This is a genomic window from Mycolicibacterium celeriflavum, assembly GCF_010731795.1.
Lineage (GTDB): Bacteria > Actinomycetota > Actinomycetes > Mycobacteriales > Mycobacteriaceae > Mycobacterium > Mycobacterium celeriflavum.
On sequence record NZ_AP022591.1, the window covers coordinates 4,091,257 to 4,112,556 of the forward strand.

The following is a 21,300-nucleotide window of genomic DNA, read 5'->3' on the forward strand; positions in this document are numbered from 1 at the left end:
CATTACACACGAGACTCATATCGTACTGAGACATCCTGAGAGATGTGATGTCGGAGTCGTCTCGGAAAAGAGACGACTGCGAGACGGCCGGGATCTGGGTCAGCCCCCGGAGTGCATGACCTCGGCACCGGCGGGCACGGTGCAGTCGTCCGGATCGGTCAACCAGCCCTCCGGCAGGGCGACGGCGGCCGCGGAACCCTGGCGGCCGCGCGGTCCGGTCGCAGCGTCGGGAAACGGCACGGCGGCGTCCAGCCTGCCCAGCAGCGTCTCGAGCTCGGCGAGGGACTTGACCAGCGCCAATGACCGCCGCAACTCGGCGCCGGCGGGGAAGCCGTGCAGATACCAGGCGATGTGCTTGCGGATGTCGCGCATGCCCTTGTCCTCGCCGAAATGTGCGGACAGCAACTCGCCGTGCCGCAGGATGATCGACGCCACCTCCCCGAGCGTGGGGGGCGTGGGCGCCGGGCTTCCGGTGAAGGCCGCCGACAACTCGGCGAACAACCACGGCCTGCCGAGACAGCCACGACCGATCACCACGCCGTCGCACCCGGTGGCCGACATCATCGCCAGCGCGTCCGCGGCTTCGAAGATGTCGCCGTTGCCCAGCACGGGCACACCGGTGACGTGTTGCTTGAGCGCCGCGATCTGGTCCCAGTCCGCCGTGCCGGAGTAGCGCTGCGCGGCGGTGCGGGCGTGCAGGGCGACCGCAGCCGCGCCCTCCTCGGCGGCGATCCGGCCCGCATCGAGATGGGTGCGGTGGGCGTCGTCGATGCCGATGCGGAACTTCACCGTCACCGGAATATCGGTGCCTTCGGTGGCACGCACCGCGGCAGCGACGATCTGCCCGAACAGCCTGCGCTTGAACGGCAGCGCCGCGCCGCCGCCGCGCCGGGTGACCTTGGGCACCGGGCAGCCGAAGTTCATGTCGATGTGGTCGGCCAGGCCCTCGTCGGCGATCATCTTCGCCGCGGCGTAGGTGTTCTGCGGATCGACCGAGTACAGCTGCAGCGACCGCGGACTCTCATCGGGGGCGAACGTCACCATGTGCATGGTGGCGGGATGCCGTTCGACGAGGGCCCGCGCAGTGACCATTTCGCACACATACAGGCCGCTGACCGTGCCGGCCCTGGCCAACTCGAGTTCGCGGCACAGCGTGCGGAACGCGACATTGGTCACACCGGCCATCGGGGCCAGTACGACGGGGCTGCGCAGCCGAAGCGGGCCGATCAGCAGTTCGCGCGGTTCGGCCAGGACCGTCATGACGCCAGTCACGTCGAGCTAGCGGCCAGGACCTTCTTCGCGGACAGCTTCTCGGCTTTGCGTGCCTCGCGCTCGAGGCGGCGCTGCTTGGACTCCTCGAATTTCTGCGAGGCCTCCTCCAGCTCCTCGACGAGCACACCGAGGTCGTCGCGCATCCGGGCGGCCTCGCCGGTGAAGTCCTCGCGTTCGAAGATGCGCCACTTCTTCAGCACCGGCATCACCACGTCGTCGAGGTGGATACGCGGGTCGTAGACGCCGCCGACCGCGATGATGACGGCCTTGCGGCGAAACTCCGGAACCGTGTAACCGGGCATCTTGAAGTTGCGCAGCACCCGGTGCAGCGAATGCATCGCCTGGTCCGGGGCGATATCAAACCCAGCAGCCGACACATCGCGATAGAAGATCATGTGCAGGTTCTCGTCGGCTGAGACCCGGGCCAGCAGTTGGTCGGCGACGGACTCGTTGCACGCCTTGCCGGTGTTGCGGTGCGAGACGCGGGTCGCCAGTTCCTGAAACGTGACGTAGATGACCGAATCGAACAGGCTTTCCGCGAAGAGGTCGCCCTGTTGGTTTTGGCCGGGAGAGAAGCCGCGGGTGACCTGCTCGACGCGCAGCTGTTCCAGCTGCACGGGATCGACTGCGCGGGTGACGACGAGGTAGTCGCGCAGCGCGATGCCGTGGCGGTTCTCCTCGGCCGTCCAGCGATTCACCCACTGTCCCCAGGCGCCGTCCATGCCGAAGTTCATCGCGATCTCGCGGTGATACGACGGCAGGTTGTCCTCGGTCAGCAGGTTCTGGATCATCGCGACCTGGGCGACCTCTGACAGTTGAGACTGCTCGGGGTGCCAGTCCTGGCCGCCGAGGGCGTAGTAGTTCTTGCCGTCCGACCACGGGATGTAGTCGTGCGGGTTCCAGTCCTTGCGCATCGACAGGTGCCGGTTGAGGTTCTTCTCAACCACAGGCTCGAGCTCATGCAGCAGGTGCAGGTCAGTCAAGTTCTCGTGCATCGATCCTCAGTCCTCCTCGCCTGCATGGGTCATTCGTGCTCCTCGCTTGCGGGAAGCCCTCCAGTTATCTGTACCTGTTGGTTGCACTCAATATATCTGTGTACCCCGGTGACATTCAAGTTCCGCCAGCTGTGTCACGTATGCACCACCAGTCGCATCCGTGCGTTGTAGTATCCCCGGCGGGCAAACGTCGACGCCCGAGCCGAAGCATCATGAGACTTGGAGGCGGCGCGTTGCTCAAGCCGTGGAATCTGCTGGCCGCTGCGCTCGCCGCGGCGGCAGCATCGGGTGTTGCGCTGGTCGGAGCGGGCGCGGCTGCGGCCGTCCCCGACGTCGTCGACCGGACATACAGCGACGCCCAGAAGATCATCCAGCGGGCAGGCGGAAACGCCGTGATCGCGACGCGGGTGGGAAGCGGCGCAGACGAAGCCGAGTGTTTGGTGACGAACGCCTGGGATGCGGCCGTCAGGCGGCCGAACTCGCGTGGACGCCCGGTTGAGAACTCCGATGTGATGGTGGCGTTGAACTGCAACGCGGCCGTGGCTGCGCCCGGGGCGCCGGGCAACTCGGCGATGAGCCCGGTCGGCCGCGACGCCAAGGCCCAGCAGCAACGCGAGGCGGCCAAGGCCGCGCGGGAAGCAGCCAAGCTGGAGGAGCAGGAGTTGGCCAGGGCCGAGACGCCGAACACCTGACCCGCTGCCGTTTTCGCAGCGGTGGCGACATACCCCATCACGCAATAGACTTCCACCAGCAATTCATATGGCGGTCATCGCCCGGACATGCAGGTTGGCGGCATCGTGAAAAAGGCCATCTCGATCGGGTTTTTGTCGGCGACGAGTGTCGCAGCGGTATCGGCCGCCCTGTGCGGGGCGGGTATTGCCGCCGCGGCGCCCGATGTGGTCGGGATGAAGTATTCCGAGGCGCAGCAGGAGATCGAGGACAGCGGCGGGACGGCGGTGATCGCCACCCGGGTCGGTGACAAGCTCGACGAGGGCGACTGCATCGTGACGAATGCCTGGGATTCCTCGTTCCTGCGTATCGCCGAGCCTGACAGCGACGAGATTTCCGTCGCGCTCAACTGTGCCGGCGAATACGCCACGGCCACCAATCCCGGTGCGTCGGTCGCCAGTCCTGAGGGCCGACAGGCGAAGTCGGAGGCCGAAGAGGAAGCCGCAAAGCAGGAAGAGCAGGAACTCGAGAACCCCGTTACGCCCGACGAGTAACCCGCTCTTCAGGCAGCGCAAGGGTTTTCACGCTCCGTCAATACGAGCGTTGCACTGCGTTCACCTGTCTTCGTGAAAGTTGCGTGGAATCCACGCCCGGGGTGGGCCGGTAATACGTTCCGCCTGCGCCCGCTCCGGAGCACACTCATGGAGGCTGGCGGTCATGCAATTGCGGTACTCGGGGATCGGTGCGATGGCTTTGGCCGCGGCGGCGCTGGCGCTGTTCGGCACCGCAACGGCCACCGCCGACGACTATGTCGGCAAGACGTATGCCGACGCATCGGACGCGATGGACGAGGAAGGTCTCGACCCGATCGTCGCAACCAGGGTCGGCGACAAGCTCGAGGATGACGACTGCATCGTGGTCGCCGCCTGGGAACCGCCGTTCTTGCGCGGGGTCGGCGATGGTTTCGAGCACTCCGAGGACGAGATGCTGGTGTCGCTGAACTGCGCGGGACCGTTCGCGACAGCGACGAAACCCGCTGCCTCCGTTGCCAATCCGATCGCACGGGCGGCCAAGTCCGAGGCCGAAGAGGAAGCCGCCGAACAAGAGGAAGAAGAGCTCGAAGCGCCGGTCACTCCGGACGAGTAGCGGTTAGTAACTCGATACGCGGCTGAGCAACATCTCGACGCAGTAGTCGATGAACTGCTCCCGCGTGACGGCCAGGCTGCCGTTGAGATACGCGGTGAACAGCGCCGTCAGCCCCCCGATCAACCCGGTGGCGACCATGGCCGCCAGCGCGGGATCGGTGATGCGGGTGAGCTTTCGTTGCAGCAGTTCGATGAAGCTGGGCATCCACTCCGCGCCCGATCGGGTCAGCACCGGTTCACTGGCCGGCGCAAGCAGCAGCACCCTTCCCCGGGTCGGATCGTCGACCATCAGCGCTACGAACCGCTCGACGGCGTCGCGCGGGGTCTCGGCCGTCATCAAGGTCGACATCGCCCGCGCGCACACGTCGTCATAGACCGCGCGGACGAACTCATCGCGGTCGGTGAAGCTCTCGTAGAAGTAGCGCTCGGTCAGCCCGGCGGCCCGACACACAGCGCGGACGGTGAGGGAAGGGCCCTGCACGCTGCCGAGAAGCTCGACCCCCGCAGCGATGAGTTCGTCGCGGCGCAACACCTGGCGGTCCTGCAGCGGCACGCCCGACCATCGGCCCCTTCGTTGACCCGAAGGCACATCCCTCCTAAGCTCGGCGATGACAACGCCCGTAGTCAGAAGTCTGAGACGGACCCGGACGGAAGTACACCAGTGACTCAAGATACGTCTGAGACGTGCCCTGTGACCAGGGAGTCCCCGTTGGCGGCCGGCTGCCCGGTGGCTTCCGGCGGCTACGACGCGCCGCCATCTCCGCTGGGCCCCGACTCGCTGACGTGGAAGTACTTCGGCCAGTGGACGGGGCTGTTTCAGGGCACTTGGGCGGGCTCTATGCAGAACATGCATCCGCAGTTGGGTGCGGCGGTGCAGGAGCATTCGATCTTTTTCCTGGAGCGGATCCCTCGGTTGTTGCGGTCGATCTATCCGATCGGCGGCGTGGTGTTCGATGGCGACCGGGCGCCGATGACGGGCGCAGAGGTGCGCGATTACCACATCGGCATCAAGGGCGTCGACGAACAGGGTCGGCGATACAGCGCGCTCAACCCCGACGTCTTCTACTGGGCCCACGCGACGTTCTTCAAGTCGACACTGCTGGCCGCCGAGAAGTTCGGCGGCGGGCTGACCGAGGACCAGAAGCGCCAGCTGTTCGACGAGCACATCACCTGGTATCAGATGTACGGGATGAGCATGCGGCCGGTGCCGAAGACCTGGGACGAGTTCCAGGAATACTGGGATCACATGTGCCGCAACGTCTTGGAGAACAACTGGGCGGCGCGCGAGGTGATGGATCTGTCGACCATGCCCAAACACCCGTCGCTGGAATGGATTCCGGATCCGCTGTGGCGGCTGAACCTCAAGGTGATGCAGCACTTCCTGACGTTCATGACCGTGGCCCTTTACGACCCGCCGGTGCGGGAGTTGATGGGCTACACATGGTCGCCCCGCCAGGAGTGGCTGCACCGGCGGTTCTGCGACGTGATCACGTTCGCCAACAAGGTGCTGCCCAAGCGCATGCTGATGCACCCGCGGAAGCGCTCTGCGGTTGATCGCGCGACGGGCAGGCTGCCGATAGACGCCCCATTGGTGCAGACTCCGGCGCGTAACCTACCGCCGGTCGAGTATCGCGGTCAGCCGCAGTTCTACTGCCCGACCGTCTGATCCGCGGCCGTCAGGTGGCCGGCGGAAACCCGAGTTCATGCAACAGCATTCGAACGCGTCGCTCGATCTCATCGCGAATATGGCGGACATCGTCGACAGATTGCCCTGCCGGATCGGGCAATTCCCAGTTCTCGTAACGCTTGCCGGGGTAGAAGGGGCAGGCGTCGCCGCATCCCATGGTGACGACGACATCTGCGGCGTGCACGATTTCGTCAGTCCACGGTTTCGGGTATTCGCCGGTGATGTCGATGCCGACTTCGGCCATGGCTGTGATCGCGGCGGGGTTGACTTCGTTTCCGGGTTCGGATCCCCCAGACCAGGCCACTGCGTTGTCGCCGGCCAGGTGGGTGAGGAACCCCAACGCCATCTGGGAGCGACCGGCGTTGTGAGTGCAAAGAAACAGCACGGTCGGTTTTCCGTCGCTGATGTTGCCCTCGACGCGGGCCAGGGCGTGGAGGCGTTGGCGGGCGAACCGTTCGGCCAGCAGAGGAAGGGATTTGGGAATGGTTGCGCGGCCTGCGAATTGGTCGTAGGAGGAGTGGAGGAACCGTTCAATGGTTTCGGTGCCGAACGTGTCAGCGAATTCAGACTCCAGCCGGGTTGCCGTCGTCTTCAGTGCCCGCTTCTGGTCGATGGACAGGTCGTCACGCAGTTGATGGGTTATCGGCCTGTCGGTCATGATGTGGCGTCTGTTTTCGTCGTCGAGTCCTCGGGGACGTGCTCGGGGGTGTGATGCGTGAACCGGCTTCGTAGCGCCAGGGAGACATACACCAGCGCAACGAGGACCGGTACTTCGATGAGGGGGCCGACGACGCCGGCGAGGGCTTGGCCGGAGGTGGCGCCGTAGGTGGCGATCGCGACGGCGATGGCGAGTTCGAAGTTGTTGCCTGCTGCGGTGAAAGCCAGGGTGGTGGTGCGCTCATAGCCGAGATCGAGCACGGTGCCGAGAAGGTAGCCCCCGCCCCACATGACGGCGAAGTAGGCCAGCAGCGGCAGCGCAATCTTGGCGACGTCGAACGGCTGGTTTGTGATCTGTTCACCTTGTAACGCAAAGAGAACCACGATGGTGAACAGCAGTCCGTAGAGCGCCCATGGCCCGATGCGCGGGAGGAACCGTGTCTCGTACCAGTCGCGCCCCTTGGCTTTTTCGCCGATGCGTCGGGAGAGGTATCCTGCCAGCAGGGGGATACCCAGGAAGATGAGTACGGATTTGGCGATCTGCCCGGGTGAGGTGTCGATGGTGGTTTGCTCCAGGCCCAGCCATCCGGGCAGCACCGACAGGTAGAACCAGCCCAGCACCGCGAACATGATGACTTGGAAGATCGAGTTCAATGCGACGAGGACGGCGGCAGCTTCCCGGTCGCCACAGGCCAGGTCGTTCCAGATGATCACCATGGCGATACAGCGGGCCAGGCCGACGATGATCAGACCCGTGCGGTATTCGGCCAGGTCGGGCAGCAGCAGCCAGGCCAACGCGAACATGAGTACCGGGCCGAGCACCCAGTTCAACAAGAGAGAGGCGACCAGGAGTTTGCGGTCTCCGGTGACGGTGTCGAGTCGGTCGTAGCGGACCTTCGCCAGCACCGGGTACATCATGATCAGCAACCCGAGCGCGATGGGCAGCGAAATCCCGTCCAATTGAACGGCTTCCAGCGCTGTGTTCAAGCCGGGGATCCACCGGCCGAGCAGCAGTCCGGCGATCATGGCGGCGCCGATCCAGATCGGCAGAAACCGATCAAGGGTGGAGAGCCTGCCGACGACGACCGGTGCTGCAGTGGCCGTGTCGGTCACGCAGGCAGCCCAACGGTATCGGCGACAGCACCCAGCAGTACTGACAGGCTGGCCAGCGCATCGGGCACCACCGCGTAGTAAACCCAGGACGCCCGACGCTCGGACGTGAGCAGACCCGCGTCGCGCAGCACCTTGAGGTGATGGCTCACAGTCGGCTGGGAAACCTCCAGGCCGGCCGAGACGTCACAGACACACGCTTCACCGCCCGCGTGGCTGGCGATCGCAGAAAACAACCGCAGTCGCACCGGATCGGCCAGCGCTTTGAGTTTGACGGCCATATCCGATGCTGCCGCGGGCGAAAGTGGCTCGCGTAGCAGTGCGCCGGGTGGACAACACGCCGGACCGGTCAACGATCCCGGTGACTTCGACATACATCGATATTGGCAGTCATCGAATCAGTTGGCAAATCAACGCTAAGTGAAGGTGAGCTGGCGCGCGTGGAAGTCGAAGTGGCGACCGGGGTAGCGGTAGACGTCTTCGAGGGTCATGTAGTCGGAGAAGAACGGGTCCCACCTCCGTGGGAAGTGCATGCCGTAACTTAGAGCGTCATCGGTCTCTCGTGCGAGTCGGCGTTGCAGCGATGCGATGACTCGGTCGAGCTTGGCGCCCATCCTGTGCCGGTTGTAGACCAGGGCGGCGGCGCACGAGCCGTAATAGTTGATGTGGTGAAACGGCGTCGTCGCCGCGTTGAGTAGTCGGGCGAATGTCGCGCTGATGCGGTCCGGCAGGCGGCCCATCACCCGTACGAGCGGCAGCAGTCGTTGAACGACCATATAGCCGAACACCATGTGGAACAGCAGTTGTTCATTGGTCCAACGAGTTTCGCGCGTCAGTGACCGCCAGTCGTCCGGCCCGGCAGCGGCTAATAGCTCATGAAACCTCACACGCGCGCGCTCCAGATCGGCGGCGATGCCGTCGCGGTCCATGTCCCGATCATGCGCCTACCGCGGCCATGTGGCCACGGCCGCGGTAGGTCGCAATCGACTAGCAGCAGGAAGCAGCCGCCTTCTCTGCATCATTGGACGTGCCGCCGCAGCAGACATCGGCGCCGTCGTCACCGGATCGCTGGGGGCTGGAGCCGAATGTGTCGGAGTCGGCGAGAACCGTGTAGATCTCCCACTTTTCGCCCGCGGGTCCGGTGACCCAGACCTTGTCCTGAGTGGCGAAGCAGCAGGTGGTGCCGATTTCCTCGTCGGTGAACAGGCCCTCGTCAGTGAGCCGTGCGATCTCGGCATGCACTGTGTCGCTGGACTCGACCTCGACGCCGAGGTGGTTGATGGTGCCGCCCTTGCCGGGGTTCTGCAGCAGGACGAGTTTCAGGGGCGGCTCTGCGACGGCGAAGTTGGCGTAGCCCTCCTTGACCTTGGCGGGCGGGGTGTTGAACAACTTGGAGTAAAACTGGACGGCCTCGTCGAGGTCGTCGACGTTGAGGGCGAGCTGGATGCGGGACATGGTGGCTCCTCCGTACCTGTGAGACATATATCGAAGTACTGCGCCAGCATGCACACCTTTTCGATATATGTCAATGTTTGTGGCAGGATGGCTGCATGCCGAAGGCGCTCCCAGTGATCGACATGTCCGCGCCGGTGTGCTGCGCGCCCGTGGCCGCCGGCCCGATGAGCGACGCGGACGCGCTGCACGTCGCGCTACGACTCAAGGCCCTCGCCGATCCGGCCAGGGTCAAGATCATGTCGTATCTGTTCAGTTCGGCTTCCGGTGAAGAGAACAGCAGCGAGCTCGCCACCGCCTTGGGCTTGACCGAGTCGACGGTGAGTCACCACATCAGCCAGCTTCGGCGGGCCGGGCTCGTCGAGTCCGAGCGTCGGGGCATGAACGTCTACCACCGGGCGCACCGGGACGCGGTCGTGGCGCTGTGTGCGGTGCTGGATCCCAGCTGTTGCACATAGCGCCTCGGCCTCGAACGCCGAGCGCACAGTTACGTACGCGACACGCCGGGAAGGTCTGTACGTAAGTGTGCGCTCGCGGCGGTTGTGACGCTGTGGTGCAACGTATGTGGTGCCCCCACTAGGACTCGAACCTAGGACCTGCGGATTAAAAGTCCGTAGCTCTACCAACTGAGCTATAGGGGCGCGAAGGACAGGATACTGGGTGGCTACGGGAGCCGCGTTTGAGGATTGGGGAGCCGGTGCCCTAAGCTATCGAGGCTCCCAACGTCATCGCGTTGCGAGTACCCCGGAGAGATTCGGCTGGCCCCCTTCGTCTAGCGGCCTAGGACGCCGCCCTTTCAAGGCGGTAGCGCGGGTTCGAATCCCGTAGGGGGTACTCGTGACGGCCCGTACGATGGGACGCACAGCAAGGCCCTGTGGCGCAGTTGGTTAGCGCGCCGCCCTGTCACGGCGGAGGTCGCGGGTTCAAGTCCCGTCAGGGTCGCCATCGCGGCGAGGCATCTGGGGTTGTGCACGACCGGTGCCTTCCGGCCAGGTAGCTCAGTTGGTACGAGCGTCCGCCTGAAAAGCGGAAGGTCGCCGGTTCGATCCCGGCCCTGGCCACCACACCATCGAGCGCGAGGCCGTCCTCGACAGACCTACGAACATCTCACTCCGGCGCCCGACGCACTCTTGTCTTCTTCGGTACCACCACGTACCGTACATCGGTACCTCGGTGTACCACCATGTAGCAGGAAGGCTCTCATGGCCGAAGCGACGACAGACCCGGTGCGGCTTCCGCCAGGGCCGCGGCTTCCCAAGGCGGCGGTCGGACTGAGTTTCCTGACTGCGCGGCACCAGATGCTCGTGGCGCTCGGTCGCAGGTACGGCAGCGCGTTCACCGTCGAATTGCCGGTCTTCGGCCCCGCCCTCGTTATCAGCGACCGAACCCTCATCAAGGAACTGTTCACCTCGAACAGCGACCTGGTCGCCAGGGCATCCAACCTCGGCCAGGTGTTGGGGCCGGGGTCGACGTTCAGCCTCGACGGCGACGAACATCGCGAGCGGCGAAAGCTACTGGTGCCCCCATTCCACGGCAAGCGGATGGCCGGTTACGAGGAGATCGTCGAGGAAGAGGTGAGACGCGAGATCGCCACGTGGCCCGAAGGCCGCGAGTTCGCGACGCTGCAACCGATGATGCGCATCACGCTCAACGCGATCCTGCGCACCGTATTCGGCGCCGAGGGCGGTGCTCTCGACGAGCTGCGCGAACTCTTGCCGCCAATGGTGCCGCTGGCATCCCGAATGGCCCTGCTGCCCAAGGCACTGCGACGCGACCTCGGGCCGTGGAGTCCGTGGGGCCGGGTCCAGCGCGCTCGGCGGCGCTACGACGAGATCATCGCGACGCTCATCTCCAAGGCGCGGGCCGACCCCGCGTTCGAACACCGCACCGACGTCCTCGCCCTGCTGCTGCAGGCCCACTACGAGGACGGTTCGCCGATCTCCGACAAGCATGTCGCCGATGAACTGCTCACCCTGCTGGCCGCCGGGCACGAGACGACCGCCACCACGCTGGCATGGGCGGTTGAACGGCTGCGCCGACATCCGCGGCTGCTGTCGCGGCTGACCGCCGAAGTCGACGCCGGCGGCACCGAGTTGACCCAGGCCACGGTGTGGGAGGTGCAGCGGACCAGGCCCGTCGTCGAGGCGACGATCAGGGTCACCCGTGATCGGCTCCGGCTGGGCGAATGGGTAGTTCCGAAGGGCCACACCGTCATCGCCAGCATCGGGATGTCTCACGAGTCCCCGCAGCACTTCACGGATCCCGCCATCTTCAACCCGGACCGGTTCCTCGGCGCCAACCCCGACACCTACACCTGGATTCCCTACGGTGGCGGCATCCGCCGCTGCATCGGGGCAGCGTTCGCGAACATGGAAATGAACGTCACACTGCGAATCCTGTTGCGCGAGTTCGAGTTCGGCACGACAGCGGCGGCAGGGGAGCGTCGGCGCTCGCGGGGTGTCGCCAGCGCGCCCGCCCGCGGCGGTCGCGCCGTCGTGTTCCGGCGACCGAGGACGACCCGCATCACCTCCAAGAGCGACGAGCAGCGGGTATCAGCGTGAACGAGCGGGAGACGATCATCGGCCACACCACCGTCAAGGAGTCAGCATGAGCAAGCAACGCAGGACGATCAGCGGCCGCACCGCGGTCATCACCGGCGCCGCCTCCGGTATCGGCCGCGCATTGGCACAACGCCTTTCGTCGTACAGCTGCCCGGTAGCCATCGCCGACGTCGACGAGCGTGGGCTCAAGGAGACAGAGGCGTCGCTGCGCGGACCGGCTCTGCTGCGGGTACTCGACGTGCGCGATGCCGACGCGCAGCGCGACTTCGCCGCCGAGGTGCGTGAGTGGGCTCCGCAGCCGATCGGCGCGGTGTTCAACAACGCGGGCGTCGCGGTGGCGTCGAACGTACTGGAAGCGGTGCCGGAAGACGACCAGTGGCTTTGGGACATCAACTTCGGTGGCGTGGTCAACGGCACCAGGGCCTTCCTGCCGATCCTCGTCGAACAGGACGAAGGCGTTATCGTCAACACCTCGAGCGTGTTCGGCCTCGTCGGCATGCCCACGCAAAGCGCCTACTGTGCAGCCAAATTCGCGGTCCGTGGCTTCACCGACTCGCTTCGCCAGGAACTGCGCGGCACCGGGGTATCGGCGGTCAATGTGCATCCCGGCGGCATCAACACCAACATCGTGCGCAACGCCCGGTTCCGGCAGGATCCCGACGGCCGCGGCCGCACCCAGGATCAGAAGGCCCAGGAGTTCGCGGCGATCACGATGACGCAACCGGACAAGGCGGCGGCGATCATTCATCGCGGCGTGGAGGCAGGCAAGGCCCGCATCCTCGTCGGCCCCGACGCCTACCTCTTCGACGCGCTCGGCCGCGTTGCGCCGACCCGCTACTACGACGCCCTCGGCGGCCTGCAGTCGTTCCTGCGCAAGCGCGCGAGCCGCTAGGCGGTTCGGATCGCCAGGTCCAACAGGCCCGGATCGTGCGAACAGATCAGGAACAGGTCGGGCTCGTTGCGGCCATACAGCTCGGTGAGCCGCGCGTGGTTGTCGCGCACCCGTTTGCGGTCGAACGCCGCGAACTTCTCGAAAGCACCGAGAAGCCAGGGCATTCGGCCCTCGCCCCCGATGGTGCTCGGGTGGTAGAACGCGTCTCCGCAGTGCAGCACCCACCGGTTACCCGCGTCGACGGCGACACAGGCGTGGCCGCGGGTATGGCCGGGCAGCGACACCAACACGAGTCCCGCTGAGATCTCGGTCAGCTCCTTGGCGGCGGCGAAGCCGCGCCACGGCTCGCCGTCGGGATCGTGTTCGACGATCTTGGGGCCGTGCGCCCACTGCGCGGGCCGGAACCGGAACTTCTCTGCCCGGGTGGGTGCTCCCATGGCACCGCGCGCTTCTGCTGCGGTGCAATGGATTTCGGCATCCGGAAAGTCCGCGATGCCGCCGATGTGGTCGATGTCGAAGTGGGTCACGACGATGTGTCGCACATCTTCGCGGCGAAAGCCCAATTGCTGCACCTGTCGAACGGCGCTCTCATCCCGGTCGAACAACGGTCGAGTGATCCGGCGAATCGGGCCGGTACGCAGCGCCGGAGCGTCGCAGTCGCGCAAGCCGTAACCGCTGTCGACGAGTACCAGACCGTTGTCGGTCTCGACGAGCAGCACGTGGCACACGAGGCGATGCATGCTCGGCGGTCGCATCGACCCGCAGTTGAGGTGGTGCACCTTCACGGCGCGCCGCCGACCAACAGCTCTGCGCGGCCGATCTGCGTCACCAGGCTCGCCGCATCGAAGTAGATCCGCTCGTTGACGATGCGGTCGTCATCGAAGAAGAACACCGCCGCCACCGGCACCCGGAACGACTTACCCGTCGGCGGCAAACCATAGAACTCACCGAGATTGGTTCCCAGCAAGTCGAATTCGACGATCACCGCGTCGTCGGCGACGTGATAGCGGACGTTGTCGTGGCGCTGATCGGGAAACGCCGTGCGCGTCGTCCGGTAGTAGGCCATCACTTCGTCGTCGCCGTCGAAAACCTGGCCGGTGGCCATGATCTCGTAGCGGGCACGGCCCCCGGAATCATTCTTGAATGTCGCCAGCGTGGCGTCGAACTCCTTGGTGACCTCGGTATCCATGTGCACGCGGATCGCGTCGAGTCGGCGTTGCCGCAAAGCGTCGGTGACCATCTCCGCACTGTACGGCCGCAAGCACCGTCAGGCGGTCGACTTGACCTCCGCCGCCGACTGCTGGTGCCGGCGCTGCCGCTCGATCGTGGCCAGGTAGAACGCCCAGGCGAATGCCGAACTGGCGAACAGGATGAACCCGAGATACAGCCAGGCGTGCTTCACCCCGCGCCTGCGGCCGTCAACCAGCAACCAGGCCGGGAAGAGCAGCAGGCTCATGATCGTGTAATCCTGGCTCGCCGAGCTGGCGGCGGGGTTGTCGTAGCCGAGCGCGATGAACTCCGACCAACTGCCGGGACCCCAGATGAAGTTGTGCAGCCCGCCCGACGGCGCGTACTCGGCCACGAACTGGTTGTTGAAGTAGTAGCCGAGCAGCACCGAGGCGATGCCTGCGACGTAGTAGAACAACTCGAGCTTGGTGACCTGCGGGCCCGACGAGTAGCGCGCGAAGATCGCCGGATTCGCCTTGACAATCACGGCGAGCGTGGCGAACCCGAGAACGAGGTGAACGATCAGCGAGACCATAGCGGGGAGTCTGGCCACCCTCCGAAGTTTTGTCAATCGTGACATAACTTTATCCGCCCTCGGGTCGGGTACCTTCATGCACATGCCACGGCCGGCGCACACCGCACGGAGCGAGCGCACGCGCGACGCACTCCGAAGGGCGGCGGTCGTCCGGTTCCTGGCCCAGGGCGTCGAGGACACCTCGGCCGAACAGATCGCCGCCGACGCCGGCGTCTCGCTGCGCACCTTCTACCGGCACTTCGCGTCCAAGCACGATCTACTGTTCGCGGACTACGCGGGGTTGGAGTGGTTCCGGGCCGCGCTGGCCGCGCGAAATCCGGAGGAGTCCATCGTCGAGTCGGTCCAGTCCGCGATCATGGCGCGCCCCTACGATGACTGGGCCGTCGCACAGACCGCTGCGTTGCGCGCGCAGGAACTCGAACCCGGCCGAGTCGTCCGACACATGCGCCAGGTCGAGGCCGACTTCGCCCAGGCGATCGAAGAGCACCTGCGCGAGGCCGGTCCACCAACCGCCTCCGCCGATGAGCGAATGCGGATCACCGTCACCGCGCGGTGCATCGCCGCCGCGGTATTCGGGGCGATGGAGGTGTGGATGCTCGGCGAGGAGCGATCCCTACCCGAGTTGTCGCGGCTCACCGGAGAGGCGCTGAGCGTCATCGGCGGGGGCATCGGCTGAGTACGTTTTGTCATCATTGACAAAACATTGCACTCGTGTCAGCCTCGGCCGATGAGCGACTTCGACGCGATCGTCATCGGCGCGGGGCACAACGGGTTGACCGCGGCCACCCTGCTCCAGAAGCGCGGATTGCGCACCATCTGCCTGGACACCAAGCTCTACGCAGGCGGCATGGCCTCCACAGTCGAATTGTTCGACGGGTTCAGATTCGAGATCGCCGGTTCGGTGCAGGTCCCGACGTCGGCGGTGGTCAGCCGGGAACTCGGGCTCGACGAGTTGCCGACCGTCGACCTCGACGTGATGTCGGTGTCGCTGCGCGGTGTCGGTGATGAACCGCTGGTCTACTACACCGACCCGATGAAGCTGCTGACGCACCTCAACGAGGTGCACGGTGCCGAAGCCGTCAACGGAATGGCCGGTCTGATGGCGTGGTGTCAGGCGCCCACCCGGGCGTTGGGCCGCTTCGACGCGGGTCAGCCGCCGAAGACGCTCGACGAGATGTATGCCTGCGCGACAAACGAATTCGAGCGGTCGGCGATCACCGATCTGCTGTTCGGATCGGTCACCGACGTGCTCGACCGCTACCTGCCGGACACGGAGAAATTCGGCGCGCTGCGCGGCATGCTGGCGCTGCTGGCGTGCAACACCACGTACCGCGGACCCGCCACACCCGGCACCGCCGCGGCGCTCGCATACGGCTTCGCCGTCCCCGACGAGAACGCGCTGCTGGTCAAGAAACTGCGCGGCGGGATCGGCGCACTCACATCGCATCTGTGCGACACCTTCACCGCCGGCGGCGGGAAACTGCGGCTGCGCAGCAAGGTCGCGGAGGTCACCGTCGCCGCCGGCCGCGTCACCGGCGTGCGGCTCGAGGACGGCACGACACTGACCGCGCCGATCGTCGTCTCCGGCATCGCACCGGATGTCACCGTCAACCACCTGGTCGATCCAGGCGCGGTGCCCGCCGACGTGCGCGACCGGTTCGCCCGGCTGGACCATCGCGGCAGCTATCTGCAGATGCACTTCGCGCTCGACGGCGTCCCAGACTTCGCCGCACCCTATGAACTGCTCAACGACCCGGCGATGCAGTCCAACATCGGGATCTTCAGCACACCAGAAGAGCTGCAGCAACAGTGGGAGGACTGCAGGCACGGCATCGTGCCCGCAGACCCGTCCATCGCGCTGCAGATCCCATCGGTCAACGACCCCGGTCTCGCGCCGCCGGGCAAGCACGCGGCGTCGGCCTTCTCACTGTGGTTTCCGCCCGAGGATGCGAGGAGTGCGGATACCGGGGCGGAGGGCGAGCGCGGCTACGGCGCGATGAAGGCGGAGATGGGCAGGCGCGTGATCGAGAAGATCTCCAGGCTGGCGCCGAATTTCGAGAGCTTGATCATGAGGCACACCACGTTCACGCCCAAGCACATGGGCACCATGTTCGGCGCACCAGGTGGCGACTACTGCCACGGATTGATCCATCCCGAACAGATGGGCCCGAACCGGCCGGGGCCCAAAGGCTATCTGGATCAACCGATTCCGATCGACGGCCTCTACCTCGCCAGTGCGGGCTGCCACGGCGGGCCGGGTATCACGTTCGTTCCCGGCTACAACGCGGCCAAGCAGGCGCTGGCCGACATGTCCTGACGCCGGTCTGTCGTTTCAATACGGCGGTGCCGGGAATGCATCGTCCATGGGATTGACCGTGGCTGTCACCGGGCCCACCGGCGAGATCGGCAAGTCGGCCGTGGAGGCACTCGAGGGTATGGCCGAGGTCGACGAGATCGTCGGCATGGCGCGCCGACCATTCCACCCCGCCGAGCACGGTTGGTCGAAGACCACGTATCAACAGGGCGACATCCTCGACCGGGACGCGGTCGACTCGCTGGTCGCCCGCGCCGACGTGGTGGTCCATCTGGCCTTCATCATCATGGGCTCGCGGGAGGAGAGCGCCCGGGTGAACCTGCAGGGCACCCGCAACGTCTTCGAGGCGACGGTGGCCGCGGAGCGTCCGCAGCGACTGGTGTACACCTCGTCGGTGGCGGCCTACGGCTACCACGCCGACAATCCCGTGCCGATCACCGAAAGTGTCCCGCCGCGAGGGTCGCCCGAGCATTATTACTCGCAGCAGAAGGCCGCATGTGAGGCCACGCTGGCCGAGGTCACCGCCGGCACGCCGCTGGCAGTCTATGTGTTGCGGCCATGCATCGTCGCCGGGCCGAAGGCGCCCGCGCTGGCCGAGGCCATGCCGTGGAACAAACTGCCCGGGCCGGTCAAGCGCATCATGCGGGGTCTGCCGCTGTTGAAACCACCGATCCCCGACCCCGGCATACCGCTGCAGTTGGTTCACCACGACGACGTGGCGACCGCAATAGCGTTGGCCGCCACGACATCCGCGCCGCCGGGTGCGTACAACATCGCCGGTGACGGTGTGGTGTCGATGTCCAACGTCACCGGAAAGCTCGGGGCCCGTCCGGTGCGCGTGCCGAAGGCCTCGGCGACCGTGGCATCGGAGATCGTCGCACGGCTGCCGTTCGTCCCGTCGATGCTCGAGTGGTTACACGTCGGACGCACATCGGTCGTGATGGACACGACCAAGGCGAAGACTCAGCTCGGCTGGCGGCCGAAATACACTGCCGCCGAAACACTGTCGCAACTGGCCGACTCGCTCTGAATCACTGTGTCGGGTCGCCGGTGTCGGCGGGACCGCTCGGCGTCGCGCCGCCCTCATCCGACCAGTCCACGCCCTCCTCGGTGCCGTCGGTGCCACGGGCGGGATCGCTCTGCACGTCGTCGTCGGCCTCCGACGGCCCTGCGTCGGTGTCGGCGGTGTCGGGGTTGTCCTTCTTGTCGCTCACCGGCATCGAGTACCCACCGAGCCGAGCTTTCAGTCCGGCGTCAGTGAGCGAGCCATCGTCGAGTTCGGCGCGCTCCAGTCGGTCGAGACGAAGCGATGGCGGATCAGCCAGTCCCCGTCCACCGAGCCGACGGGGACGAACACGTCGCGGTAGCGGCCGTAGTGGTCCAGACCGATCTCGGTCAACACCGTGAAATAGCACGCGACATGCGCCTCTTGCGGTGTCACGTCGGTGAACCGGATGTTCGTCACGTTGTGCCGCACGATGCGTTTGACCTTCGACTGCGACGCCGCCGCATCCGGCGCCGCCACCGCGCCGCCCAAGAACTCTACGATCGCGGCGCGGCCCCGGGCCGGTTCGCTACCGCGCACCTCGAGAACGCCGTCTTCGCAGAACGCGGCGGCAAGCTCGGTGAGGCGCAGCGCATCTCCAGACCAGTTGTACTGGGCCAGGGTGTCTCTGATGCGTTCGCGGGCGGAAAGCTCCCAAAGCTCCATCGGTCAACCGTAACGGGGCTAGGGTCAGGCCATGGCTACCAGCGATTCCCGCGAGGTCGTGATCGAGGCGAGCCCGGCCGAAATTCTCGACGTCATCGCCGACGTCGAGTCCGCACCGGAGTGGTCGTCCCAACACCAGGGCGCCGAAGTGCTCGACAGAGACGCCGACGGTCGGCCGGGCCGGGTGCGCCTCAAGCTGAAAACCATGGGCATCTCCGATGAGCAGGTGGTGCAGTACACCTGGACGGAGAACAAGGCCAGCTGGACGCTTCTGGAATCGACTCAGCTCAAGACCCAGAGCGCGTCGTACACGCTCACCCCCGACGGCGACAAGACCAAGGTGCGCTTCGAGATCACCGTCGACCCTGCGGTGCCGATCCCCGGCTTCGTGTTGAAGCGCGCAATGAAGGGCGGGTTGGAGGCGGCCACGGACGGCCTGCGCAAGCAGGTGCGCAAGGTCAAGGGGCATTGCTAGCCGACGATGTCGAGCTCGTCGGGTTCGGCGATGGTCAGCACGGCGTCGACGATGTAGGGGTCGGCCTGCAGTTGCATCTCCAGGCGCCGAAGCGTCTCGGCGATCCGAGATTCGCGCGCATCGCCGTCGAGGTCGACGCTTGCCACCAGAAATAGTTGCTTCGGCCCGACGAACACCAGGCGCACGAAGCGCACCGCGGCGACGTCGGGCAATAGCTCGATGCGCCTGATCGCGGCCTCGCGCACCCGCGGATCGGCCGGCTCGCCGACCAGAAAGCGGCGGTTGCGGTCAATGAGGACCACCGCGATCACCCCGAGCAGCACTCCTACCATGATTGACCCGACTGCGTCCCAGGCGGCGTTGCCGGTGAGCTGATGCAGGCCAATTCCCAACGCGGCGAGGATGATTCCGATCAATGCGGCAGTGTCCTCGGCGAACACCGCGCGAGTCGTGGGATCCGAGGTCTCGAGCACGTGATCGAGCAGACCGCGCTCGAAGCGGCGAGCTTCGGTGCGTAGTTGGCGCACAGCCTGGACGAGTGACACCGACTCGAGGGCGAACGCGACGGCCAGCACGATGTAGGCGACGACATAGTTCTCGGGTCCCGACTCGCCGTGCAGCAATTCGGTGATGCCGTGCCAGACGGAAAGCGAACTACCGACGGTGAACAACCCGACGGCCGCCAACAACGACCACACGTACGCTTCTCGGCCGTAGCCGAACGGACGGTCGGCGTCTGGCGGTCGGCGGCTTCTTCGGTTGGCGACGGCCAGTAGGCCCTGGTTGCCCGCGTCGGCCCAGGAGTGCGCGGCCTCTGCGGTCATCGACGCCGAACCCGTCAGGACGGCGGCCACCGTTTTGGCGAGGGCCACCGCCAGATTGGCGCCGAACGCGATGAGGACGGTCAGCGTGCTCTCGGCGGAGCGCTGGTCGGTTTCGCTCATCCCACTAGTCTGCGACTCATGACGAGCCAAGGGCCCCTGGCGGGAGTAAAGGTCATCGAGCTCGGCGGCATCGGGCCCGGACCGCACGCCGCGATGATGCTGGCCGACCTCGGCGCCGACGTGGTGCGGGTGCGCAGGCCCGGCGGATTGCAGATGCCCGCGGAGAACGTCGACCTGCTGCACCGCGGCAAGCGCGTCGTCGACCTGGATCTGAAATCGGACCCGGCCCCGCTGCTGGCCCTGATCGCCAAGGCCGACGTGCTCATCGACGCATTCCGGCCCGGCACCTGTGAACGGCTCGGCATCGGACCCGACGACTGCACGGCGGTGAACCCGCGGCTGATCTTCGCTCGAATCACCGGCTGGGGCCAGCACGGCCCGCTGGCACAGACGGCCGGCCACGACATCAACTACCTGTCGCAGACCGGCGCGTTGGCGGCCATCGGCTACCGCGACCGCCCGCCGGTGGCGCCGCTGAACCTGGTGGCCGACTTCGGCGGCGGGTCGATGCTGGTGTTGATGGGCATCGTGACCGCGCTCTACGAGCGGGAACGCTCCGGCCAAGGGCAGGTGATCGACGCGGCGATGGTCGACGGCGTGTCCGTGTTGGTTCAGGACATGTGGACGATGAAAGGAACCGGCACGCTGCGCGACGAACGCGAGTCGTTCATGCTCGACGGCAGCGCACCGTTCTACCGCACGTACGAGACGGCCGACGGTAGGTACATGGCGGTCGGCGCAATCGAACCGCAGTTCTTCGCCCAGTTGCTGACGGGCCTCGGCCTGAGCCCCGACGAGGTGCCCCGACAGTCGGACAAGGCGGCGTTTCCACAGATGCACAAGCTGTTCGCAGACAGGTTTGCGAGCAAGACGCGGGACGAATGGACTGCGATCTTCTCGGGTACCGACGCGTGCGTGACACCGGTACTGACATGGAGTGAGGCCGCGCAGAACGACCACCTGCGCGCCCGGTCAACCATGGTGCAGGTCAACGGCGTAGATCAGGCGGCGCCCGCCCCGCGATTCTCCCGCACGCCGGCCGGTCCGATCGGTTCCCCACCGCAGACCGCGACTCCGATCGCCGACATCGACTGGCCTGAGGATTAGCTGGAACGCCCGATACCCGAGGCTGTCGCGGCTACGATTTGCCGCATGGCGGTGCAGGCATCGAGGGAAGTGGTTTTCGAGGCGCCGAAGGAAGCGATCATGGACGCGCTCGCCGACATCGACGCCGTCCCCACGTGGTCACCCGTGCACAAACGCGCCGAAGTGCTCGACCGGCATCCCGACGGGCGTCCCCATCACGTCAAGGCGACATTCAAGATCATGGGCGTCACCGACAAGGAAGTGCTCGAGTACCACTGGGGTGACAACTGGGTGGTCTGGGACGCCGAAGCGACCCTGCAGCAGCGCGGTCAGCACGGCGAGTACAACCTCACCCCCGTCGGTGAGGACCGCACGCGCGTGCGCTTCGACATCGTCATCGACCTGGCCGCGCCGATTCCCGAATTCCTGCTGCGCCGTGCGAAGAAGATGGTGCTCGACGTCGCGACCGAGAACCTCCGCCGGCGAGTGATGGCGGATGCCAGGTAGACGTCGGTATCAAGACAGGCCAACCGCATTTGTGAATCTCACGACGGAAATGCGCGGGAAG

The 21,300-nt window shown here is 65.9% G+C and carries 27 protein-coding genes and 4 tRNA genes; 16 read left to right on the forward strand and 15 right to left on the reverse strand.

Annotation, left to right across the window (positions count from 1 at the left end):
• Positions 1 to 99: 99 nt before the first annotated feature.
• Positions 100 to 1,233 carry a tRNA dihydrouridine synthase DusB gene (gene dusB, locus G6N18_RS19855; RefSeq protein WP_179962454.1) on the reverse strand — a complete coding sequence of 378 codons (1,134 nt, stop codon included), beginning with the start codon at positions 1,231 to 1,233 and terminating at the stop codon, positions 100 to 102.
• Between the two features lie 35 nt (positions 1,234 to 1,268).
• A complete protein-coding gene (locus G6N18_RS19860; RefSeq protein WP_163689924.1) occupies positions 1,269 to 2,267 on the reverse strand; it encodes an acyl-ACP desaturase in 999 nt (332 codons plus the stop codon).
• Between the two features lie 212 nt (positions 2,268 to 2,479).
• Between G6N18_RS19860 and G6N18_RS19865 the strand changes: the two genes are divergently transcribed.
• The 3 genes from G6N18_RS19865 (at position 2,480) to G6N18_RS19875 (ending at position 4,082) form a co-directional block, all read left to right on the forward strand.
• The gene (locus G6N18_RS19865) at positions 2,480 to 2,959 is read left to right on the forward strand and encodes a hypothetical protein (RefSeq protein WP_083005388.1); all 480 of its coding nucleotides are present in this window, start codon (positions 2,480 to 2,482) and stop codon (positions 2,957 to 2,959) included.
• 105 nt (positions 2,960 to 3,064) lie between these two features.
• The gene (locus G6N18_RS19870) at positions 3,065 to 3,490 is read left to right on the forward strand and encodes a PASTA domain-containing protein (RefSeq protein WP_067218781.1); all 426 of its coding nucleotides are present in this window, start codon (positions 3,065 to 3,067) and stop codon (positions 3,488 to 3,490) included.
• Positions 3,491 to 3,653: 163 nt separating this feature from the next.
• Positions 3,654 to 4,082, forward strand: coding sequence for a hypothetical protein (locus G6N18_RS19875; protein WP_083005392.1), 429 nt, complete (start codon positions 3,654 to 3,656; stop codon positions 4,080 to 4,082).
• A 3-nt stretch (positions 4,083 to 4,085) separates the two neighbouring features.
• On the opposite strand, the gene G6N18_RS19880 is transcribed toward G6N18_RS19875, so the two are convergent.
• Complete coding sequence (locus G6N18_RS19880; RefSeq protein WP_067218730.1) at positions 4,086 to 4,670, reverse strand: TetR/AcrR family transcriptional regulator; 585 nt, start codon at positions 4,668 to 4,670, stop codon at positions 4,086 to 4,088.
• A gap of 72 nt (positions 4,671 to 4,742) precedes the next feature.
• Between G6N18_RS19880 and G6N18_RS19885 the strand changes: the two genes are divergently transcribed.
• Positions 4,743 to 5,747: an oxygenase MpaB family protein gene (locus G6N18_RS19885; RefSeq protein ID WP_083005395.1), complete on the forward strand. Its 1,005-nt coding sequence runs from the start codon at positions 4,743 to 4,745 to the stop codon at positions 5,745 to 5,747.
• A 10-nt stretch (positions 5,748 to 5,757) separates the two neighbouring features.
• On the opposite strand, the gene G6N18_RS19890 is transcribed toward G6N18_RS19885, so the two are convergent.
• From G6N18_RS19890 to G6N18_RS19910, 5 genes are read right to left on the reverse strand one after another with little or no spacing between them, the layout of a single operon-like run.
• Complete coding sequence (locus tag G6N18_RS19890; protein ID WP_083005399.1) at positions 5,758 to 6,426, reverse strand: arsenate reductase ArsC; 669 nt, start codon at positions 6,424 to 6,426, stop codon at positions 5,758 to 5,760.
• Positions 6,423 to 7,538 (reverse strand): ACR3 family arsenite efflux transporter, encoded by a 1,116-nt coding sequence (gene arsB / locus G6N18_RS19895; protein WP_083005402.1) that lies wholly within the window; start codon positions 7,536 to 7,538, stop codon positions 6,423 to 6,425. The genes G6N18_RS19890 and arsB overlap by 4 nt, the downstream gene beginning before the upstream one ends.
• Positions 7,535 to 7,909, reverse strand: coding sequence for an ArsR/SmtB family transcription factor (locus G6N18_RS19900; RefSeq protein ID WP_083005405.1), 375 nt, complete (start codon positions 7,907 to 7,909; stop codon positions 7,535 to 7,537). The genes arsB and G6N18_RS19900 overlap by 4 nt, the downstream gene beginning before the upstream one ends.
• Positions 7,910 to 7,951: 42 nt before the next feature.
• Positions 7,952 to 8,464: a DinB family protein gene (locus tag G6N18_RS19905; protein ID WP_083005408.1), complete on the reverse strand. Its 513-nt coding sequence runs from the start codon at positions 8,462 to 8,464 to the stop codon at positions 7,952 to 7,954.
• A gap of 58 nt (positions 8,465 to 8,522) precedes the next feature.
• Complete coding sequence (locus G6N18_RS19910; RefSeq protein WP_083005411.1) at positions 8,523 to 8,990, reverse strand: ArsI/CadI family heavy metal resistance metalloenzyme; 468 nt, start codon at positions 8,988 to 8,990, stop codon at positions 8,523 to 8,525.
• Positions 8,991 to 9,085: 95 nt separating this feature from the next.
• Between G6N18_RS19910 and G6N18_RS19915 the strand changes: the two genes are divergently transcribed.
• The gene (locus G6N18_RS19915) at positions 9,086 to 9,445 is read left to right on the forward strand and encodes an Rv2640c family ArsR-like transcriptional regulator (RefSeq protein ID WP_083005414.1); all 360 of its coding nucleotides are present in this window, start codon (positions 9,086 to 9,088) and stop codon (positions 9,443 to 9,445) included.
• Between the two features lie 107 nt (positions 9,446 to 9,552).
• Here G6N18_RS19915 and G6N18_RS19920 read toward each other — a convergent pair.
• Positions 9,553 to 9,628, reverse strand: a tRNA-Lys gene (locus G6N18_RS19920).
• 120 nt (positions 9,629 to 9,748) lie between these two features.
• Here G6N18_RS19920 and G6N18_RS19925 point away from each other — a divergent pair.
• The 5 genes from G6N18_RS19925 (at position 9,749) to G6N18_RS19945 (ending at position 12,440) form a co-directional block, all read left to right on the forward strand.
• A tRNA-Glu gene (locus G6N18_RS19925) sits at positions 9,749 to 9,821 on the forward strand.
• A 34-nt stretch (positions 9,822 to 9,855) separates the two neighbouring features.
• Positions 9,856 to 9,932 (forward strand) — tRNA-Asp (locus G6N18_RS19930).
• Between the two features lie 42 nt (positions 9,933 to 9,974).
• Positions 9,975 to 10,051 (forward strand) — tRNA-Phe (locus G6N18_RS19935).
• Positions 10,052 to 10,189: 138 nt separating this feature from the next.
• Positions 10,190 to 11,548: a cytochrome P450 gene (locus G6N18_RS19940; protein ID WP_083005417.1), complete on the forward strand. Its 1,359-nt coding sequence runs from the start codon at positions 10,190 to 10,192 to the stop codon at positions 11,546 to 11,548.
• Positions 11,549 to 11,594: 46 nt separating this feature from the next.
• Positions 11,595 to 12,440, forward strand: a complete 846-nt coding sequence (locus tag G6N18_RS19945) for an SDR family NAD(P)-dependent oxidoreductase (protein ID WP_067218691.1) — start codon at positions 11,595 to 11,597, stop codon at positions 12,438 to 12,440.
• Here G6N18_RS19945 and G6N18_RS19950 read toward each other — a convergent pair.
• The 3 genes from G6N18_RS19950 to G6N18_RS19960 are packed head-to-tail and all read right to left on the reverse strand — an operon-like array spanning position 12,437 to position 14,202.
• Entirely contained in the window at positions 12,437 to 13,225 is a 789-nt protein-coding gene (locus tag G6N18_RS19950) for an MBL fold metallo-hydrolase (protein WP_083005420.1), read from the reverse strand. The genes G6N18_RS19945 and G6N18_RS19950 overlap by 4 nt on opposite strands.
• Positions 13,222 to 13,680 (reverse strand): ester cyclase, encoded by a 459-nt coding sequence (locus G6N18_RS19955; RefSeq protein ID WP_083005424.1) that lies wholly within the window; start codon positions 13,678 to 13,680, stop codon positions 13,222 to 13,224. Before G6N18_RS19955 ends, G6N18_RS19950 begins: the two co-directional genes overlap by 4 nt.
• 27 nt (positions 13,681 to 13,707) lie before the next feature.
• On the reverse strand, positions 13,708 to 14,202 hold the full coding sequence (locus G6N18_RS19960; protein ID WP_083005427.1) for a DUF2834 domain-containing protein: 495 nt from the start codon (positions 14,200 to 14,202) through the stop codon (positions 13,708 to 13,710).
• A gap of 82 nt (positions 14,203 to 14,284) precedes the next feature.
• Here G6N18_RS19960 and G6N18_RS19965 point away from each other — a divergent pair, with 82 nt between their 5' ends.
• From G6N18_RS19965 to G6N18_RS19975, 3 genes are read left to right on the forward strand one after another with little or no spacing between them, the layout of a single operon-like run.
• Positions 14,285 to 14,878: a TetR/AcrR family transcriptional regulator gene (locus G6N18_RS19965; protein ID WP_067218778.1), complete on the forward strand. Its 594-nt coding sequence runs from the start codon at positions 14,285 to 14,287 to the stop codon at positions 14,876 to 14,878.
• A 51-nt stretch (positions 14,879 to 14,929) separates the two neighbouring features.
• On the forward strand, positions 14,930 to 16,519 hold the full coding sequence (locus tag G6N18_RS19970; protein ID WP_083005431.1) for a phytoene desaturase family protein: 1,590 nt from the start codon (positions 14,930 to 14,932) through the stop codon (positions 16,517 to 16,519).
• 46 nt (positions 16,520 to 16,565) lie between these two features.
• On the forward strand, positions 16,566 to 17,546 hold the full coding sequence (locus G6N18_RS19975) for an NAD-dependent epimerase/dehydratase family protein (protein WP_083005435.1): 981 nt from the start codon (positions 16,566 to 16,568) through the stop codon (positions 17,544 to 17,546).
• 1 nt (position 17,547) lies between these two features.
• Here the strand turns inward: G6N18_RS19975 and G6N18_RS19980 are convergent, their stop codons facing one another.
• Positions 17,548 to 17,736: a hypothetical protein gene (locus tag G6N18_RS19980; RefSeq protein WP_067218669.1), complete on the reverse strand. Its 189-nt coding sequence runs from the start codon at positions 17,734 to 17,736 to the stop codon at positions 17,548 to 17,550.
• A 23-nt stretch (positions 17,737 to 17,759) separates the two neighbouring features.
• The gene (locus G6N18_RS19985) at positions 17,760 to 18,227 is read right to left on the reverse strand and encodes a nuclear transport factor 2 family protein (protein ID WP_067218666.1); all 468 of its coding nucleotides are present in this window, start codon (positions 18,225 to 18,227) and stop codon (positions 17,760 to 17,762) included.
• Between the two features lie 31 nt (positions 18,228 to 18,258).
• On the opposite strand from G6N18_RS19985, the gene G6N18_RS19990 reads away from it, so the two are divergent.
• Positions 18,259 to 18,702, forward strand: coding sequence for an SRPBCC family protein (locus G6N18_RS19990; RefSeq protein WP_083005438.1), 444 nt, complete (start codon positions 18,259 to 18,261; stop codon positions 18,700 to 18,702).
• Here G6N18_RS19990 and G6N18_RS19995 read toward each other — a convergent pair.
• The gene (locus G6N18_RS19995; RefSeq protein WP_083005441.1) at positions 18,699 to 19,646 is read right to left on the reverse strand and encodes a cation diffusion facilitator family transporter; all 948 of its coding nucleotides are present in this window, start codon (positions 19,644 to 19,646) and stop codon (positions 18,699 to 18,701) included. The two genes, G6N18_RS19990 and G6N18_RS19995, sit on opposite strands and share 4 nt — an antisense overlap.
• Positions 19,647 to 19,664: 18 nt before the next feature.
• Between G6N18_RS19995 and G6N18_RS20000 the strand changes: the two genes are divergently transcribed.
• The gene (locus G6N18_RS20000; protein WP_083005444.1) at positions 19,665 to 20,753 is read left to right on the forward strand and encodes a CaiB/BaiF CoA transferase family protein; all 1,089 of its coding nucleotides are present in this window, start codon (positions 19,665 to 19,667) and stop codon (positions 20,751 to 20,753) included.
• Positions 20,754 to 20,798: 45 nt separating this feature from the next.
• A complete protein-coding gene (locus G6N18_RS20005) occupies positions 20,799 to 21,239 on the forward strand; it encodes an SRPBCC family protein (RefSeq protein WP_067218654.1) in 441 nt (146 codons plus the stop codon).
• The last annotated feature ends 61 nt before the right edge of the window (positions 21,240 to 21,300 follow it).